This window comes from Sorangium sp. So ce281, from assembly GCF_051527395.1.
Taxonomy (GTDB): domain Bacteria; phylum Myxococcota_A; class Polyangia; order Polyangiales; family Polyangiaceae; genus Sorangium; species Sorangium cellulosum_B.
In genome coordinates this window covers 2,405,556-2,419,900 of record NZ_CP150322.1, presented here as the reverse complement: position 1 = coordinate 2,419,900, position 14,345 = coordinate 2,405,556, and the positions used below count along the sequence as shown (strand labels likewise).

At 72.0% G+C, this 14,345-nt stretch carries 14 protein-coding genes; 5 read left to right on the top strand and 9 right to left on the bottom strand.

Annotated elements, in window-relative coordinates:
- Position 1: 1 nt before the first annotated feature.
- On the bottom strand, positions 2–1,243 hold the full coding sequence (locus tag WMF27_RS09235) for a radical SAM protein (protein WP_437769290.1): 1,242 nt from the start codon (positions 1,241–1,243) through the stop codon (positions 2–4).
- Positions 1,244–1,492: 249 nt separating this feature from the next.
- Here WMF27_RS09235 and WMF27_RS09230 point away from each other — a divergent pair, with 249 nt between their 5' ends.
- Positions 1,493–1,903, top strand: a complete 411-nt coding sequence (locus WMF27_RS09230) for a putative metal-binding motif-containing protein (RefSeq protein ID WP_437769291.1) — start codon at positions 1,493–1,495, stop codon at positions 1,901–1,903.
- 79 nt (positions 1,904–1,982) lie between these two features.
- Here the strand turns inward: WMF27_RS09230 and WMF27_RS09225 are convergent, their stop codons facing one another.
- A complete protein-coding gene (locus tag WMF27_RS09225) occupies positions 1,983–3,389 on the bottom strand; it encodes a hypothetical protein (RefSeq protein WP_437769292.1) in 1,407 nt (468 codons plus the stop codon).
- 204 nt (positions 3,390–3,593) lie between these two features.
- Positions 3,594–4,799 carry an SMP-30/gluconolactonase/LRE family protein gene (locus WMF27_RS09220; protein ID WP_437769293.1) on the bottom strand — a complete coding sequence of 402 codons (1,206 nt, stop codon included), beginning with the start codon at positions 4,797–4,799 and terminating at the stop codon, positions 3,594–3,596.
- A 219-nt stretch (positions 4,800–5,018) separates the two neighbouring features.
- Between WMF27_RS09220 and WMF27_RS09215 the strand changes: the two genes are divergently transcribed.
- Positions 5,019–5,999: a 2-dehydropantoate 2-reductase gene (locus WMF27_RS09215; RefSeq protein ID WP_437769294.1), complete on the top strand. Its 981-nt coding sequence runs from the start codon at positions 5,019–5,021 to the stop codon at positions 5,997–5,999.
- A gap of 12 nt (positions 6,000–6,011) precedes the next feature.
- Here WMF27_RS09215 and WMF27_RS09210 read toward each other — a convergent pair whose 3' ends face one another.
- Positions 6,012–6,308: a hypothetical protein gene (locus WMF27_RS09210; RefSeq protein WP_437769295.1), complete on the bottom strand. Its 297-nt coding sequence runs from the start codon at positions 6,306–6,308 to the stop codon at positions 6,012–6,014.
- Positions 6,309–6,427: 119 nt separating this feature from the next.
- On the opposite strand from WMF27_RS09210, the gene WMF27_RS09205 reads away from it, so the two are divergent.
- Positions 6,428–7,576, top strand: coding sequence for a multiheme c-type cytochrome (locus WMF27_RS09205; protein ID WP_437944066.1), 1,149 nt, complete (start codon positions 6,428–6,430; stop codon positions 7,574–7,576).
- Between the two features lie 148 nt (positions 7,577–7,724).
- Complete coding sequence (locus WMF27_RS09200) at positions 7,725–9,338, top strand: hypothetical protein (protein ID WP_437769297.1); 1,614 nt, start codon at positions 7,725–7,727, stop codon at positions 9,336–9,338.
- A gap of 90 nt (positions 9,339–9,428) precedes the next feature.
- On the opposite strand, the gene WMF27_RS09195 is transcribed toward WMF27_RS09200, so the two are convergent.
- Positions 9,429–9,833, bottom strand: coding sequence for a GFA family protein (locus WMF27_RS09195; RefSeq protein WP_437769298.1), 405 nt, complete (start codon positions 9,831–9,833; stop codon positions 9,429–9,431).
- 319 nt (positions 9,834–10,152) lie between these two features.
- On the opposite strand from WMF27_RS09195, the gene WMF27_RS09190 reads away from it, so the two are divergent.
- Positions 10,153–10,722, top strand: a complete 570-nt coding sequence (locus WMF27_RS09190) for a hypothetical protein (protein ID WP_437769299.1) — start codon at positions 10,153–10,155, stop codon at positions 10,720–10,722.
- Positions 10,723–10,905: 183 nt separating this feature from the next.
- On the opposite strand, the gene WMF27_RS09185 is transcribed toward WMF27_RS09190, so the two are convergent.
- The 4 genes from WMF27_RS09185 to WMF27_RS09170 all read right to left on the bottom strand — a co-directional run bounded on the left by WMF27_RS09185 (position 10,906) and on the right by WMF27_RS09170 (position 14,305).
- Complete coding sequence (locus WMF27_RS09185; protein ID WP_437769300.1) at positions 10,906–11,409, bottom strand: hypothetical protein; 504 nt, start codon at positions 11,407–11,409, stop codon at positions 10,906–10,908.
- Positions 11,410–11,505: 96 nt separating this feature from the next.
- Entirely contained in the window at positions 11,506–12,492 is a 987-nt protein-coding gene (locus tag WMF27_RS09180) for a hypothetical protein (protein WP_437769301.1), read from the bottom strand.
- Positions 12,493–12,530: 38 nt separating this feature from the next.
- Complete coding sequence (locus WMF27_RS09175) at positions 12,531–13,595, bottom strand: hypothetical protein (protein WP_437944065.1); 1,065 nt, start codon at positions 13,593–13,595, stop codon at positions 12,531–12,533.
- The gene (locus tag WMF27_RS09170) at positions 13,592–14,305 is read right to left on the bottom strand and encodes a hypothetical protein (protein WP_437769303.1); all 714 of its coding nucleotides are present in this window, start codon (positions 14,303–14,305) and stop codon (positions 13,592–13,594) included. The genes WMF27_RS09175 and WMF27_RS09170 overlap by 4 nt, the downstream gene beginning before the upstream one ends.
- Between the last annotated feature and the right edge of the window lie 40 nt (positions 14,306–14,345).

The following is a 14,345-nucleotide window of genomic DNA, read 5'->3' as shown; positions in this document are numbered from 1 at the left end:
CTCAGCTCGAGGGCCGCGGCTTGCGCGTGAGCTGGACCAGCCGCTCCGGGGAATCGAGCCCGGGATCGGGACCGTCGAGATCCTCCAGCACGAGATCGAACAGCCCGTTGTCGAACGGCCTCCCCGCGGCCGGCGCGGCGGGCACGAGGCGCTCGCGCTTGCCCTGCGCGGCCAGCGTGCGCGCCCGGAAGTGGCAGTACGGGTTGTTCCCCGGCCGCCCGAAGAGCGCGTGCGCCGTGAAGGTGCACCCGCCCATGCACACCTCCGCGAACGCGCAGCTCCGGCAGAAGCCCCAGAGATCGTCGGCCGTGCGCGCCCGCGCGAACGCGAGCCGCGGCGCCTCGTCCCAGATCTCCTGGAGCGCGCGCCCGCGCAGGTCGCCGCCCACGTAGGCGTCGCTCTGGAGCGACGGGCAGCCCTTCACCGCGCCGTCGGACTCGATCCCCAGCACCAGCTTCCCGGCTTGACAGCCGCGAAAGTGGTCGCGGCCGCCCTCGCGCAGCGAGCGCAGGAGCGCCTCCTCCGGGCCGAAGTAGCCCAGGTTGTTGCCGGGCATCACCGTGATCCCGTCCCGGAAGGCCCGCCGCTTCAGGGCGGCGATGCGCGGGAGCACGTCGAGCAGATCGTAGGGCTGGAGCAGCATCGCCGGCCGGTCGGCCGCGCGGCCGAGCGCCGCGGTGATCTGCACCTGCCACGCCGTGATCCCCTGCTCCCGGAGCAGGTCGTAGAGCGCCTCGAGGTCGCCCTGGTTCACCCGGTTGAGGTTGGTGTTGGCCGCGGTGAGCAGCCCCGCGCCCCGGAGGTGCCCGAGCGCCGCGAGCGCGCTCCGGTGGCTGCCCGGCGCCTTGCGGATGAGGTCGTGGGCGCGCTCCAGCCCGTCGACGCTGACCGAGACGCTGTGCAGGCCGGCCGCCTTCATCTGCGCCGAGATCTCCGCCGTGATCCCCCGCCCTCCGGTCGTCATGGTCGGCCGCACGCCCGCGGCCTTGAGCGCTGCGATGATCTCCAGAAAGCCGTCGTGCAGGTAGGCCTCGCCGCCGATGAGCACCACCTCGCGCGCGCCCATCGCCGCGAGCTGCCGCACCACGCCCAGCGCCTCCTCGGTGCCGAGCTCCGAGGGCCGCGCGGCCCCTGCCCTGGATCCGCAGTGCCGGCAGGGCTGATCGCAGCGGAGCGTCAGCTCCCAGACCACGTACGCCGGGAAGTACTCGCCGGGGACCACATCGAGACGGCGCAGCGCCATGCCGGAGCCTACCGCGAACTCCGCCGCCGGCTCCTGCTCTCCGGCGCCCTTTCGATCGCGCGGGGGATGGATGATGACCTGCGCACGCGCACGCGCACGCGCCACGCGCACGCCGCTGCGCCACTCCCCTTCATTTTCCTTGTGCGTCGCCGAGGCGGCTTGCCATAGAATGGGACGGTTTGACCTCCCTGGCTCGGCCTTCCGAGGCGCGCCAGGGCTCGGCCTCATGGCCCAACGGCGGAGATCCTCATGCTCACCCTCGGCGCTTGTCCTTGCTGCGATGGTTTCCTGCCTCCCGGCGCTTCCGCCTGCCCGCATTGCGGCGCGACGCCCACGGCCGAGCGCGCCAGCTGCGCGCAGGCGCGCCACGGGATCGCGGGCCGGCTGCTCGCGGCGGCGTCGGGCGGCATGATGGCTGTCACGCTGATGGCCTGCTACGGCATGCCCCCGTGCGACGAGCCCGCGACCGACAGCGACGGCGACGGCTACCAGGCGACATGCGAGGGCTACGGGCCCGAGGAGGACTGCGACGACGGCAATCCGGACATCCACCCCGGCGCGACGGACGTGGCAGGTGACAGCATCGATCAGGACTGCAGCGGCGACGACACCCCGCTCGGCACCGGCGGCGGGGGAGGCGGCGCCGGCGGCGCCTCCTGACAAATCCCCTCACTTTGCTGGCATTTTAACGAAAAAAAATTGAACAGGGAGACGGGGAGACGGGGAGATTGATGGGATTTCACTCCCCGACTCCCCGCCTCCCTGTGAACTTTCCCGAAAACGGAGCCGCCGCCCATTCGGACAACACACGGCGGACGCGCTCGAGATATCCCCCCTCGCGCACGATCTCCTGGTATCCCGGCACTGCGCCGACCCACTCCCGCATACGCACGTTCGACGCCTCGGTGAGGTACATCGTGGGAAGCCCCATGAGCGCGGGCCCGTCCATGCCTGCGGTCGTCACGCCGAGCTGGCCGACAAGGCCGTGCGTTCGCTTCAGGTGCTCGAAGAACTGCAGCTGCGCCCGGCGCATGTCGAGCTGCCGGAAGGTCGGGTCCTTCCAGAAGAGCGTCATGTCGATCGCTCCCTCGGGGACCCGCGCGTCTCGAAGGGCGTCGCCGGTCAGCACAGGCACGAACCCCGTGCGTTGAACGAGGTCCGTCAGCTCGAGCAGCTCGGCGAGCGTCGTGTTGCGGTGCGGGTGGTGGCTCCCCTCGCGGATCCAGAGCAGCACCTTCTTCCGGCATGACGCCCCCGCCCGCGCTTCCGCGAGCCTGCGATCGACCCAGGCGATCACCGATCCCGGAATCGGCGCGTCCGCCAGAAACGCTGTGCGAAGTCTCCCCTGGGCGGACGACGGATCGACCTTGAAGGCGCGGGCGACGATCTCCGTGGTCTGCTTCACCGCGCGCGGGCGCGGGCGGTACGCCTGAAGGTGATCGCTCAGGCCTGCATCGCGCAGAAACGCCTCGGCTTGCGGCGTTCCCGGTTTGCCTGGCTCGACCTGGATGGCCGCGCCCGCGAGGACGGCGGCCGCGGCGACGTACCACCCCTCGCCGAACGAGAAGCCGCCGTCCGTGTGAAATGTATACGCGTGGTTTCGCTCCTCGATGATCCTGCGCGCCGCGCGGGCGGCGACCTCGGCCTCGTGGGCCGCCGCGCGCGCAGCGCGGGCGACCTTGGACCGCGGAGAGCCGCCCTCGAGCTCCGAGGCGCTGATCGCGGCCGCGCGCGCCGAGGCCTCTGCGCCGGTCACGATCGCCTCCACGCGCCGCCAGCCGTCGTCGCAGGCTTCGCGCGTCGGCGCGCGCTGCGCGCTCAACGAGAGCTGGCCCGCTCCGTGGAGCGCGTCTGCCGCCCGCGCCGCGTGGGCCCTCGCCAGCGTCGAACGGGCGCCCACCGCCGTCGCGAGGATTCGTTCTCTTCCAGCGGCGACCTCATGTTCCTGGAGGGCGGCGCGCTCCTGCTCGGCGGCGGCCAGCGCGCGATCCGCCTGCTCGATCGCGCATTCGAGCAGACGCCGATAGCGCTCGCGCTGCCCCGGCGCGTGCAGCGTGGTCGCCAGGGCGAGCGCGGCGTCGAGGCTGCTTTCGGCGTCGCGCCCGATGTGCTGCGCGGCGAGCGTCTCGGCGACAACCACTCCCATGCACACCGGCTCGAGTCCCTCGATCATCGTGACCTACGCCGGACCGCCAGACCGGTCAAGCGCTGTCGCCCGCAGGGTGTTCCGCGTCGGTGAATCCATCACGGATTTCCTGGACAGCGCGCTCGCGCGCGGGGACGAGCCGCCGGACGCTCGCTGCTGGAACGCCGGCGCGGTTGAGCACCGGCGACCCGCGTCCAGCAAAGTTCAGTTAGGATATCCGGGGATGTTCACCTCCATCGCGTAGAGCGACGCGCCCGACGTGATGTAAAGGGTCTTTCGATCGGCCCCGCCGAACGCGACGTTCGACACCTCGCCCATCCCCGTGATCGCGCCGAGCCTCGCGCCACTCGGCGCGAAGACGTCGATGCCGTCGCGCCACGCGATGTAGAGGTTGCCCGCGCAGTCGACGCCCATGCCGTCGGCCTTCGGCAGGTTCGCCGCGAAATTGGACGAGGCGCCGGGCGCTCCTTCGGCGCTCAGCGGATAGCGAAGGATCCGGCCGGGGGTGAACTCGGTCACGTACAGCACGCTCTCGTCCGGCGAGAGCGCGACGCCGTTGGGGGTCTCCAGCGTGCCGATGAGGCTCACCGCGCCGGACGGGGACACGCGGTAAGCTGCTGTCGGCAACTCCGGCCTGCCGGCGCTGAGCTGAAAATCGGGATCGGTGAAGTAGACGTTGCCGTCGCTCCGCACGACGACATCGTTCGGGGAGCTGAACCGCTTGCCCATGTACGATCCGGCGATCTCGCGCCGCGCCTTCGTGCCGAGATCGAACACGGAGACGCTGCGCGTGTCGTGGGTACACCCGATGAGGTTCCCGTCGCTGTGGAGGCCCAGCCCGTTCGTCCCGCTGTTCTCGAGGAACACCTCGATCGTGCTCGGAGGCGTGAGCTTCTGGATCTTCGCCTTCGGGCCGTTGAGGGGCGGCGCGTTCTGCGCCTGCATGTTGATCTCCGAGAAGAACAGCGCCCCGAGCTCGGCGACCCAGACCGGGCCCTCGACGTACGTGAACCCCCCTCTCACCAGCTGCGGCCTGCCGTTCGCCGGCACCGGATCGGCCGCGTACGGGCCGCCCGGGCAGACGGCCGACACCCCATCACCGCCGCCCGCCCCGGCGCCGCCCGCCCCGGCGCCGCCCGCCCCGGCGCCGCCGCTCCCCGTCGCGTCGCCCCCGCTGCCGCTCGACGCCGCCGCGCTGCCCGCGCCCGCGCCCGCGCTGGTGGAGCTGGAGCTGGAGCTGGAGCTCGTGGCGCCCACGCTGCCCGTGGAGCCGCTCGACCCGCCAGCTCCAGCGCCGCTGGAGGATCCGCCCCCGCCCTCCGACTGGAGCGGGTCGTCGTCGCCGCCGCCGCAGCCATTCGCCGCGACGAGCACGATGCAAGAAACGACGAGCGAGTACGTGACCTTCATAAGCAAGTGCCTCCAAGCGCCCCCCGGCTGGTGTGCCGATCGGGCCCGCTCATCATCGTCAGCTCGCCTCGCGCCGCAAGGGCCGAGGCGACCGAGCGGCACAGCGCCTCGAACGCGCGCTCCACGCAGGTCAAGGACCGGCGCGCCGCGCTGCGCCGTGAACGGCGGCGGCGGGCGAGGAGGCAAGCGGCGGCCGGCGACGGTAGGATGCAGGGAACCATGAAAATTGCTGTTTACGGCTTCGGAGCCATCGGCGGTTTGCTCGGCGCCCGGCTGGCCACGGCTGGCTGCGACGTGAGCGCCGTCGCGCGCGGAGAGAACCTCGCCGCCTTGCAGAAGCGCGGCCTGCTGCTGCAAGGCGAGGGAGAGATCACCCGGGTGCCGATCCGCGCCTCGGAGGATCCGGCCGCGCTCGGCGCGCAGGACGTCGTGATCATCGCGGTCAAGGCCACCGCGCTGGCCGACGTCGCCGCGCGCATCGCTCCGCTGCTCCGCGAGGACACGATCGTCGTCCCCGCGATGAACGGCGTGCCGTGGTGGTTCTTCGCCCCCGAGAACGTGCCGTATGCCGGCGCCCGGCTCCGCTCGCTCGACCCGGGCGGCATCGTTCCGCGCGCCATCCGGCTCCGCCAGGTGGTCGGCTGCGTCGTGCATCTGTCGGGCTCCAGCCCGGAACCGGGGCTGGTGCGCGTCGGCCCCGGCAACCGCCTGCTCCTCGGCGAGCCGGCCGGCGGACCTTCGCACCGCGTGGGCGCGCTGGTCGAGCTGCTGCAGCGCGCCGGCTTCGACGCCGAGGCCAGCGCCGATATCCGGACCGACATCTGGTACAAGCTGTGGGGCAACATGACGATGAACCCGGTGTCGGTGCTCACCGGTGCGACGTGCGATCGGATACTGGACGATCCGCTGGTGCGCGGCTTCTGTCTCCAGGCGATGCAGGAAGCGGCGGCGATCGGCGCGAAGATCGGGTGCCCGATCGCGCAGAGCGGAGAAGACCGGATGGAGGTCACGCGCAAGCTCGGCGCGTTCAAGACATCGATGCTGCAGGACGCGGAAGCGGGCAAGTCGCTGGAGATCGACGCGCTGGTGACCGTGGTCCACGAGATCGGCAAGCTGACCGGCGTACCGACGCCGACCATCGACGGCTTGCTCGGCCTCGTGCGCCTGTGCGGCCGCACGCGCGGCCTGTACGCCGGATGATCCAATCGTCGCTCAGGGCCGGGCTCCACCGCAGTCGCCCGGGCAATTGCAGTCGTTCTCACCCGCGCCGCAATCGCCGTCGCCGCATGTCGCGCAGAGGTGCGCGTCGGGCGCCGTGATCACGCACGCGCCGTCGACGCGCGCCATGCTCGCGATGGGCGTGAGACCCGGGCAGCAGGCCGTGAACGACTTGCTCGACGCCATCCCTCCCTCGCCCGAGCAGCGCGACGCGAGCGCTGCGCACGAGCCGTCGGCTTGCTGGACATACCCGGGCAGGCAGTCGCACTGCGGCCGCCGGGGGCGCAGCACCGGCACCGTGCCGGCCGGGCCTCTCGGCCCGAGCTGAACGGCAGCCGGGAGCGGCCGGCGTCGCGCGGGTGCCTCGGAGGTGACGCGGCGGCGGCGGTGTTGTAGCGGAAATGATCGCTGTGCGGCGCTGTGCACCTGGCCTCGGCTTGCTGGTCGCGGGCGCCCTCGCGGGCGCGTGCGCTGCCGCGCCGGACGCGCCCGCGCGGCCCACGGGTGACGTCGAGGCGCCGCCGGGCAGCGCCCTGCCCGGGGCCGCGGGGGCGGCGCGGGTGCCCATGCCGAGGCCGGCGCGGGCGCGGCTCGGGGCGGCCGTGATCGCGAACCAGGCCTGCGAGGGGTGCCACGAGGAGGTGGCGCGAGAGTGGCGCGCGTCGCTCCACCACCGGGCCAACACCGAGCCGGCCTACCGGCGGGCGTTCGCGATCGAGCCGATGCCGTTCTGCCGGGCGTGCCACGCGCCCGAGGCGAGGCCGGAGGCGCCTGAACCGGAGGCGCTCGGGGCGCTCGGGGTGGGGTGCGTGACGTGCCACGTGACGAGCGACGCCGAGGGCGAGCTCGCAAGGCAGGCGGTGGCGCCGGTGCTCGCGGCGCCCTGGGCGGGGCGCGGGGCGCCGCCGGCGGCGCCGCACGCGGTGATCCGGGACGCGCGGTTCGGGGGCGCGGACGCGTGCGCTGCCTGCCACGAGTTCGCGTTCCCCACGGCGCGAGGGCGGTCGGCCGCGGAGCTGATGCAGTCGACCGTCGTCGAGCACCGCGCGTCGCCGGCCGCCGACCGGCCCTGCGCGGCGTGCCACATGCCCCGCGGGCCCGGGGGGCGGCGCGTCCACGGGTTCGCGGGATCGCGGGACGAGGCGCTCGTGCGGAGCGCCGTGGCGGTGACGGCGCGGCGGCTCTCGGCGACGCGCGTGGCGGTGACGCTCGCGCCCGCGAACGCGGGACACGCGTTCCCGACGGGGGATCTGTTCCGGAGGCTCGAGGTGTCGGCCGAGGCGCTCGGGCCCGACGAGCTGGTGCTGGGGCAAGCGGAGCGCTACCTGACGCGGCACTTCGCGCTGCGGCCCGGGACGATCGGGCGGAAGCTGGTGGCCGACGACCGGGTGCACGCGGAGCCCGTGACGGTGGAGCTCGACGTCGGGGCCGCCGGCGAGGGGCGCGCGATCGCGTGGCAGGTGGCCTACCAGCGGGTGGCGCACCCGAACGGGGTGGACCTGCGCGACGCGGAGATCGAGGGCGAGATCCGGGTCGCGTCGGGGAGGCTCGCGCCATGAGCGGACGAGGGATCGGCGCGAGGGGGAGCAGGCCGGCGCGGCGCGCGGTCCGGGGTGGTGAGCGGCCGGGCAGCCGGCGGGTCGGGGATGAGAGCATGGGAGCGCGGCGCGGCAGTCAGGCGCGGCCGCGCCTGGAGGAGGACGGGCGATGATCGGGCGAAGGGCGTCGTGGGGGCTGGGCGGGCTCGTGATGGCGATGGCAGGGTGCGGGCCGGCGCCCGCGCCGCAGGCGGCCGACGGGCCGCGCGCGGAGGCCGCGGCGCAGGCGCCGGGCGCGGCGGGCGCATCGAGCACCGCGGGCGCGCCGGGCGCGGCGGGCGGGGTGAAGGCGGACGAGGCGGCGAAGCCGGAGCCGCCGCCGACGTCGGCGTTCGCGCCGGTGGCGCAGATCCCGGAGGAGGTCGAGCTGCGGCTGCACCCGGTGGAGGGGGCACTGCTCGTGTCGACCTCCAACCTGACGATGCTCGAGGGGGAGCAGGAGGCCGTGGCCGCCGCCGTCGGCGTGCTGAAGGAGGGGAAGATCGAGTTCCCGAAGCGGCTGCACCTGCCGGGGTGGTGGGTGTCCGTGATCGGCGTCCACGGGCGCTATCCCGACCAGCTCGACCTGATCGCGACGGGCACGACGGGCCGCACCGGCGTCGCCGAGCACTACGCCCTGGGGGCGAAGGGCTGGGTGCAGCGCGTGAGCGACGCGGGGCAGTGGTTCACCGGGGTGGCGAGCATGGGCAGCTCGCTCGTGGGGCTGGTGGGGCCGACGATGATCGGGCCCTCGCGGTTCGTCACGCTGCGCGGGCCCAGGGTGGGGCTGACGATCACGCCGGCGCCCAGGAAGGGGGAGTGCCGCGGGTTCGACTTCGACGGGGCATCGCGTTACTCGGAGACCGAGGTCCGCCCGGAGGCATTCGGGGCGACGCGCGATGGGACCGCGCTGAGCTACGGGCTCAACTGCAAAGGGGAGAGCGCCCTGGAGGTCTGGAAGCCGGGCGAGAAACGCTCGACCATCCTGCCCATCCCGGCGCCCTCCGACGAACAGAGCGCCGACGATGTGCGCACGCTGGTCCTGCCGGGCCCCGGCGACGGCGAGGCGTGGATCGTGGACGGGGGCGTGCTCCGCTACCAGGGCGGGGAGGCGAAGAAGATCGACCCGCCGGCGAAGGGCGCGCGCGTGCTCACCGCGTCGGCGGCGCCGGACGGGACGCTGTGGGCGCTCGCGGACGGCGCGCTGTTCGCGCGCAAGGGAGATGCCTGGGAGCAGGCGCCGCTGCCCGACGGGGTGAAGGCCCGCGACGTGGCCGTGGGGAGCGACGGCGCGGTGTGGGTCGCGGCCGGCGGGGCGATCCTGAAGCACGGCGGCGCCAGCGAGGCCGCGGGCGCCGCGCCTGGGACCATCCAGCTCCAGAAGGGGCCGCCGCCGAAGCCCAAGGAGAACCGGACCTTGCCGAGGCCCGGCGGGCCGAAGTGCCCGCAGAACCTCGTGGTGCTCTACACGTTCAGCAAGACGGCGCCGGACGACTACGACTTCCCGCTGACGCGCAAGGCGCTCAAGGGACGCACGGAGTTCTCGCCGGCGCGCTTCGTGGTGACGCGCGACATGGGGCAGCGCTTCTTCGCCGCGTTCGTGCCGACCTGGGATCTCGCGAAGAAATTGGAGGAGCGGATCAAGACCGATGTGCAGGGCTCGACGCCGCAGATCGTGTGCGCCAAGCCGGAGGTGGTGCGGGAGCTCAAGCTGGATCTGAAGACGGGAGAGGTCGCGAAGTGACGACGGGTGAAGACGGCGCGGCGGGGCGCCGCCGTGCGGCGGCGCCTCCGTCGATGGGCCTCCGTCCGCCGCAGCCAGCGGCGGCGACGGTCACAGGTGCCGGGTCTCTCCCGGCGGCGCGCCCCAGTTGTTGTTGCGTCCGTCGGCGTACCGGATGGGCGCGGAGATGAGCTCCGCGAGATCCACGTCGTCCAGCGAAGCGAGCTGGACCGCCACGTAATCGCCGCCGATCTCCTCGACATGCCCGCGCCCGAACGAGCGCACGCCGCAGTGTCGACAGAACAGGTGGTGCCCGACCTTCATGCCGAACTGGTAGTCGCTCAGCGCGTCCTCACCCGCGAGCAACCGGAACGCGTCCGGCTTGAGGATCACGTTCCAGTTTCTCGTCTTGGTGCAGATAGAGCAGTTGCACTTGTTGGTTCCGGCGCTCAGGTCGATGTCGGCCTCGAAGCGGACCGCGCCGCAGTGGCAGCTCCCTGTATAGGTCTTCTTCATGTGCAAACCTCCTGGCAGGACGGGCGTTCGCGTTCGAACGCGCGACCCCCTGATGGCCTGACGGTACCCGAATCCGCACCGGCGGGAGCCCCCTTCGAAGCACCGCCGCGCGGTCTGGAGGCGCGCTGCGCCGGCGGCGCCGGGGCGTCCATCCGCCGAGCCGCGGGTTCGTTGCCCTGACACACATGTCATGCCGCTCGGCGGGCGCCTGGCACAAGGCGTCAGGAGCGCCGGCTTCTTGCGCCCGCGCAGGTGGCCCGCCCGTTGCTATGCCAGCGCGTCCATCCACGGCGGTTCCGCCGGAGAGAGGATGCCATCCATGACCTTATCTCTTTTTTCCCTCGTCCCACTCGGCTCTTTCGCGCGCAAGGCCGCCGCGCTCGCCGCCGGATTCGCCATGGCCTCCGCCATGCCCGGCTGCATCATGGACCCGAAGTCATGCACGGAGATTGGCTGTAGCGACGGCTTCTCCATCACCGCCGCGACGGCGGACAAGCGCTGGGCAGCGGGAGAGTACACGCTGGAGGTCGCAGTGGACGGCGACAAGGTGTCGTGCGCCTACAGCTGGACGAACACGCCGACGGTCGGCGGCGGCGGCGTGTTCGTCCGGTGCAGCCCGACCGTCAGTGTCGCGGTCAATGCGGTGACAATCTGCACGGAGACGAGGCGCGGCGACGCCGTCTCCCAGAGCTGCGTCCCGGCCCCCGGGCAGTTCACCCAGCAGCTCGCGATTCAGGGCACGCCGGCGCGCGTCGACGTCGTCGTGCGCCGGGACGGCGCCCTCGTCGGAGAGCGGAGCTTCACCCCCGCGTACCGGACATGGTACCCGAACGGCGAAGACTGCGAGCCTGCGTGCCGGCAGGACGCGCAGGACTGGGCGCTCCCGTAGCGCACCGCTCTACAGCGGTTTCCGCCCACCTCTGCACCATCCAGAGCAGAGCGGCAGCAGAGCGGCGGTCACCCGCACAGGAGACGGGCCCAGATCGGCGTTTTCGGCGCGCAAGCGCACTCCGGTGCGCTGAGCACCGAAAACGTCGAGGTGGGCCCGTATCCGAAGCGGGTGACCGTCGCTCTAATCCCAGCGGGCGGAGAGCACGCCTCTCATCCGGTCGATCCGCAGCGCCCTCTCCAGGGCGCGCCCCTCGTACGCGCTCAGGAGCGCGGGGAGCGCCTGCCGGGCCAGCGCCAGCAGCGCGCGGCGGCGGACCTCCGGATCGAGCCTGCCCTCGACGACGATCTGGCTGAAGGCCAGGGCGAGGATCGCCTCGTCGCGGGTGAGCAGGCCGTACTCGTCCTCTTCGCCGAGCGCCTCGACCTCGGCCGCGCCCACGGCGTCCCAGCCGGCATTGCCGACCTCCCAGCGCTCGAGGAGCGCGTCGAGGAGCTCGATCGGGCTCTTCTTCGGGTGCTCGTCGCGGAAGTCGCGGAAGGCGGTGAGGGTCTCGTGCGCGGTCTCGTTGCCGAACGGAGCGGTCTCGTCGGTGAGCGACCAGAAGAACGGGTCGGCGAGAGCAGCGGCGGCCCGGGGGTGGCAGTCGTCGAGGGAGAGGTCGGGGAGCTCGGGCGCTTCGGTCATGGCAGAGGGCTTTCCGTCGGGTGAGGCGCGGGCGCGCCGCGCCGCCACCTTACCGCGTCGGCGCGCCCCGTCCGAGCGCGGCGCCCTCCTCCCCCGTCATTTCCAGTGCCATTTGCCCTTCCCCTTGCCCTTGTGCTTGTGCTTGTGCTTGTGGATGACGAGGACCCGGCCGTCGTCGTCGTCATCGTCGTGCACCACCACGGTCGGCTTGACGTCGACCTTCACGGCCCACGTGGTCGCCACCAGGATGCCGATCACGGGCGCGCGCGGGCCGACCACGATCACCGCGCCTGGACGGTAGCCGCAGAGGACCACGTGCGTGTGCCCGCCTTCCTTGAGCACCACCGTGATCTTGGTCGGATTGACCTTCACGTCGAGCTTGCCGGTGAAGTAGAGCCGATCGGGCCCGGGCGCGAGCACGATGACGTCCGGCCCCGACGCCGTCTGGATCGCGAGCTTGATCTCGCGCTCGCCGATCGGCACCGGCTTGAGGTTGAGATCCAGCACGTACACGCGCAGATCCCCGCTCTCCTTGTCGGCGACGATCTCCACGATGTCGTCTCCGACCGGCTGGAGCACGCCCCCGTTCGGCCCCTTGGTCCCGTCGAGCTGGGTGGTCTGGTGCTCCCTGGCGCTCTCCTGGAGCTCCCGGGTCCCGCCGCGCGGCACGTGCAGCACCCCCTTGAACGGCTCGCCCTTCACCTTGAGCTCGTAGCTGACCTCGGTCAGGTCGTCCTCGAGCGGCGGGAGCTTGGCGAGCAGCACGCCGCCCGATTTGGGCTCCGGCACGAGCGCCGCGGTCATGGGGGCTCCGCCCTTGCCAGGCACCTTGACCGAGACGCTGCCCGACACGTCCGCCTCGATGGGCTTGCCGTCGCGATCCTTCACGAGCGCCGTCACCTGCCCGTCCTGGGCCACCGTCATGACGACGGACCCGGGCTCGTGCTGCTCCGTCAGCGCCCAGTTGTCCTCGATGCTCTCCGCCGTGATCTGCGGCGACTTGCTGCAAGCGGGCGAGGCGAGCGCCGCGGCGGCGACCCCGAGCGCGACGACCATGGACCGGAGACAACGTTGGATTCGCATACACCCCTCTCTGGCAACACCCTGAAGGCTTGATCGCCTCATACCTGCTTGCGCGTCACGGACCAGATGAACCCGTCGTACCAGAAGTGCATCAGCGCGACGGCCTGCGTGATCGACCACAGCGCGCGGTCGTCCGCCGGCGCGAGCTCGGCCCAGACCCCGTACACAAGGACGCCCCCGAGGAAGACCGCCACCGCGATCGGCGTCCCGGCCCGGAGCGCGTCGAGGCGCAGCCGGCGGCGGAGGCGGCCGCCCTCCGACCACCAGACGAGCGCCAGGTACTGCACCGCGTGGAACAGGTTCATGATGAAGAAGGCCTGTCCCCAGGGGTTGAAACCCCACGTGTAGATCGAGCAGAGGCCCGTGCTGACGAGCAGCCACACCTTGGGGAACGACACCCGATACCCCCGCCGGATCATCGCTCGGTAAGCGAGCGCGTAATAGAGCAGGTACGACGTGCCCGCGGCGATGACGGCCCAGCTGATGACGCGGTGGCTCGACGTCATCAGCGCAGGGACGGCGGTGAAGAAGGCGGGGCCCACGCCCTCGAAGGCGTCGAAGCTCTGGAAGTGGAGCAGCATCGTCGCGCCGCCCAGGATGGGGCCGGCGTAGAGGACGAGGTTGAGCCACAGGTCCAGCCGGCGGCCGAGCGCCGGCGCGTTCCCCGCGCGCGCGTCGTAGATGCGCCCGAGGCCGAACGTCTGGAGCGCCGAGTGGTAGACGTCCCAGAACACCACGAGGACCGACACGCAGGCGACGGCCCACATGGACAGCATCATCGCGGCAAACAGGGCGACCGGCGCCACGAGGAAGCGGAGCCGGTGCCGCCGGAAGATGTCCGCGTTGCCGTGGCTCCGGAGCAGCACCGCGGCGAGGTGGCCGTGGATGAGCGTGCCGATGAAGAGCCCCGCCCCCGTGACCTTCTCCCCATGAAGCCTGAACGTCGCGTCGACGAACGGCGTCCCCGCGATCAGGGCGCCCGCGGCGAGCGCGACGGGCGGCGGCAGCAGAAAGAAAGCCCAGTCGTACCAGGGGCCGACGATGTACGCGGCCCGGCCCACACCGAGCTGCGCAGCGGACACGGGCTCGGCCCGTGCGCTCATGTGGGAGGCTCGAGCGCCGCGGGCCGCGGCTCCGGTGCTGCTGGCGAGAAGCCGATCGTCCACCCCTGCACGGCGAGGTGATCGACGAGCGACAGCAGGAAGAGATTCACGCCGAGCATCTCCATCGACTCCTCCACGAAGTCGATGAGCGCGTAGATCAGGTTGTCGCTCCCGGCCCGCTCGGTCCAGTACCCGAGCGGCAGCTCCAGGACGAGCGCGCCGGTGACATAGATCCCGCCCGAGAGGAGGAATCGATTCCGCGTATCTCGCGGCAGGTGCGAGAGGAACCGGAGGTAGGCGACCGCGAACACCGCCACCGCGGCGGCCGCCGGGATCACCCAGCTGAAGTACAGGACCCCGCCCAGATCGAGCCAGGAGCTCGCCGCTTCATGGATCTCGACCACCTCGTCGAGCGAGATGTAGAGGAACGCCGCGGAGAGCCCCCACCAGTGCTTCACGAACTTGCCCGTGCGCCGGGCGCCGGCGGCGATGAAAGCGAGCGTGAGTGAGCACACGAACAGCAGTGACGAGGTGTACCACGTGGGCACATTCTGTTCGTAGCTCAGCGAGAACAACGGGACGACGCCGCTCTGGCTCCTCAGGTGGAGGAGCGGCTTGAGCACCTCGACGCCGAGCCCGGTGCCTGCAATCACCGCCATCACGGCGAGCAGCGCGACCTGGAGCCGGGCCCTCGGGAGGGTGATCTGCATCGAATGAGGAGAACTACGCCAGGACGCCGGACACGGTCAA

Bases quoted from the DNA above. Each gene is read 5' to 3' on its own strand.
- WMF27_RS09235 (WP_437769290.1), bottom strand. From the start codon at position 1,243: ATGGCGCTGCGCCGTCTCGATGTGGTCCCCGGCGAGTACTTCCCGGCG.
- WMF27_RS09230 (WP_437769291.1), top strand. From the start codon at position 1,493: ATGCTCACCCTCGGCGCTTGTCCTTGCTGCGATGGTTTCCTGCCTCCC.
- WMF27_RS09225 (WP_437769292.1), bottom strand. From the start codon at position 3,389: ATGGGAGTGGTTGTCGCCGAGACGCTCGCCGCGCAGCACATCGGGCGC.
- WMF27_RS09220 (WP_437769293.1), bottom strand. From the start codon at position 4,799: ATGAAGGTCACGTACTCGCTCGTCGTTTCTTGCATCGTGCTCGTCGCG.
- WMF27_RS09215 (WP_437769294.1), top strand. From the start codon at position 5,019: ATGAAAATTGCTGTTTACGGCTTCGGAGCCATCGGCGGTTTGCTCGGC.
- WMF27_RS09200 (WP_437769297.1), top strand. From the start codon at position 7,725: ATGATCGGGCGAAGGGCGTCGTGGGGGCTGGGCGGGCTCGTGATGGCG.
- WMF27_RS09195 (WP_437769298.1), bottom strand. From the start codon at position 9,833: ATGAAGAAGACCTATACAGGGAGCTGCCACTGCGGCGCGGTCCGCTTC.
- WMF27_RS09190 (WP_437769299.1), top strand. From the start codon at position 10,153: ATGACCTTATCTCTTTTTTCCCTCGTCCCACTCGGCTCTTTCGCGCGC.
- WMF27_RS09185 (WP_437769300.1), bottom strand. From the start codon at position 11,409: ATGACCGAAGCGCCCGAGCTCCCCGACCTCTCCCTCGACGACTGCCAC.
- WMF27_RS09180 (WP_437769301.1), bottom strand. From the start codon at position 12,492: ATGCGAATCCAACGTTGTCTCCGGTCCATGGTCGTCGCGCTCGGGGTC.
- WMF27_RS09175 (WP_437944065.1), bottom strand. From the start codon at position 13,595: ATGAGCGCACGGGCCGAGCCCGTGTCCGCTGCGCAGCTCGGTGTGGGC.
- WMF27_RS09170 (WP_437769303.1), bottom strand. From the start codon at position 14,305: ATGCAGATCACCCTCCCGAGGGCCCGGCTCCAGGTCGCGCTGCTCGCC.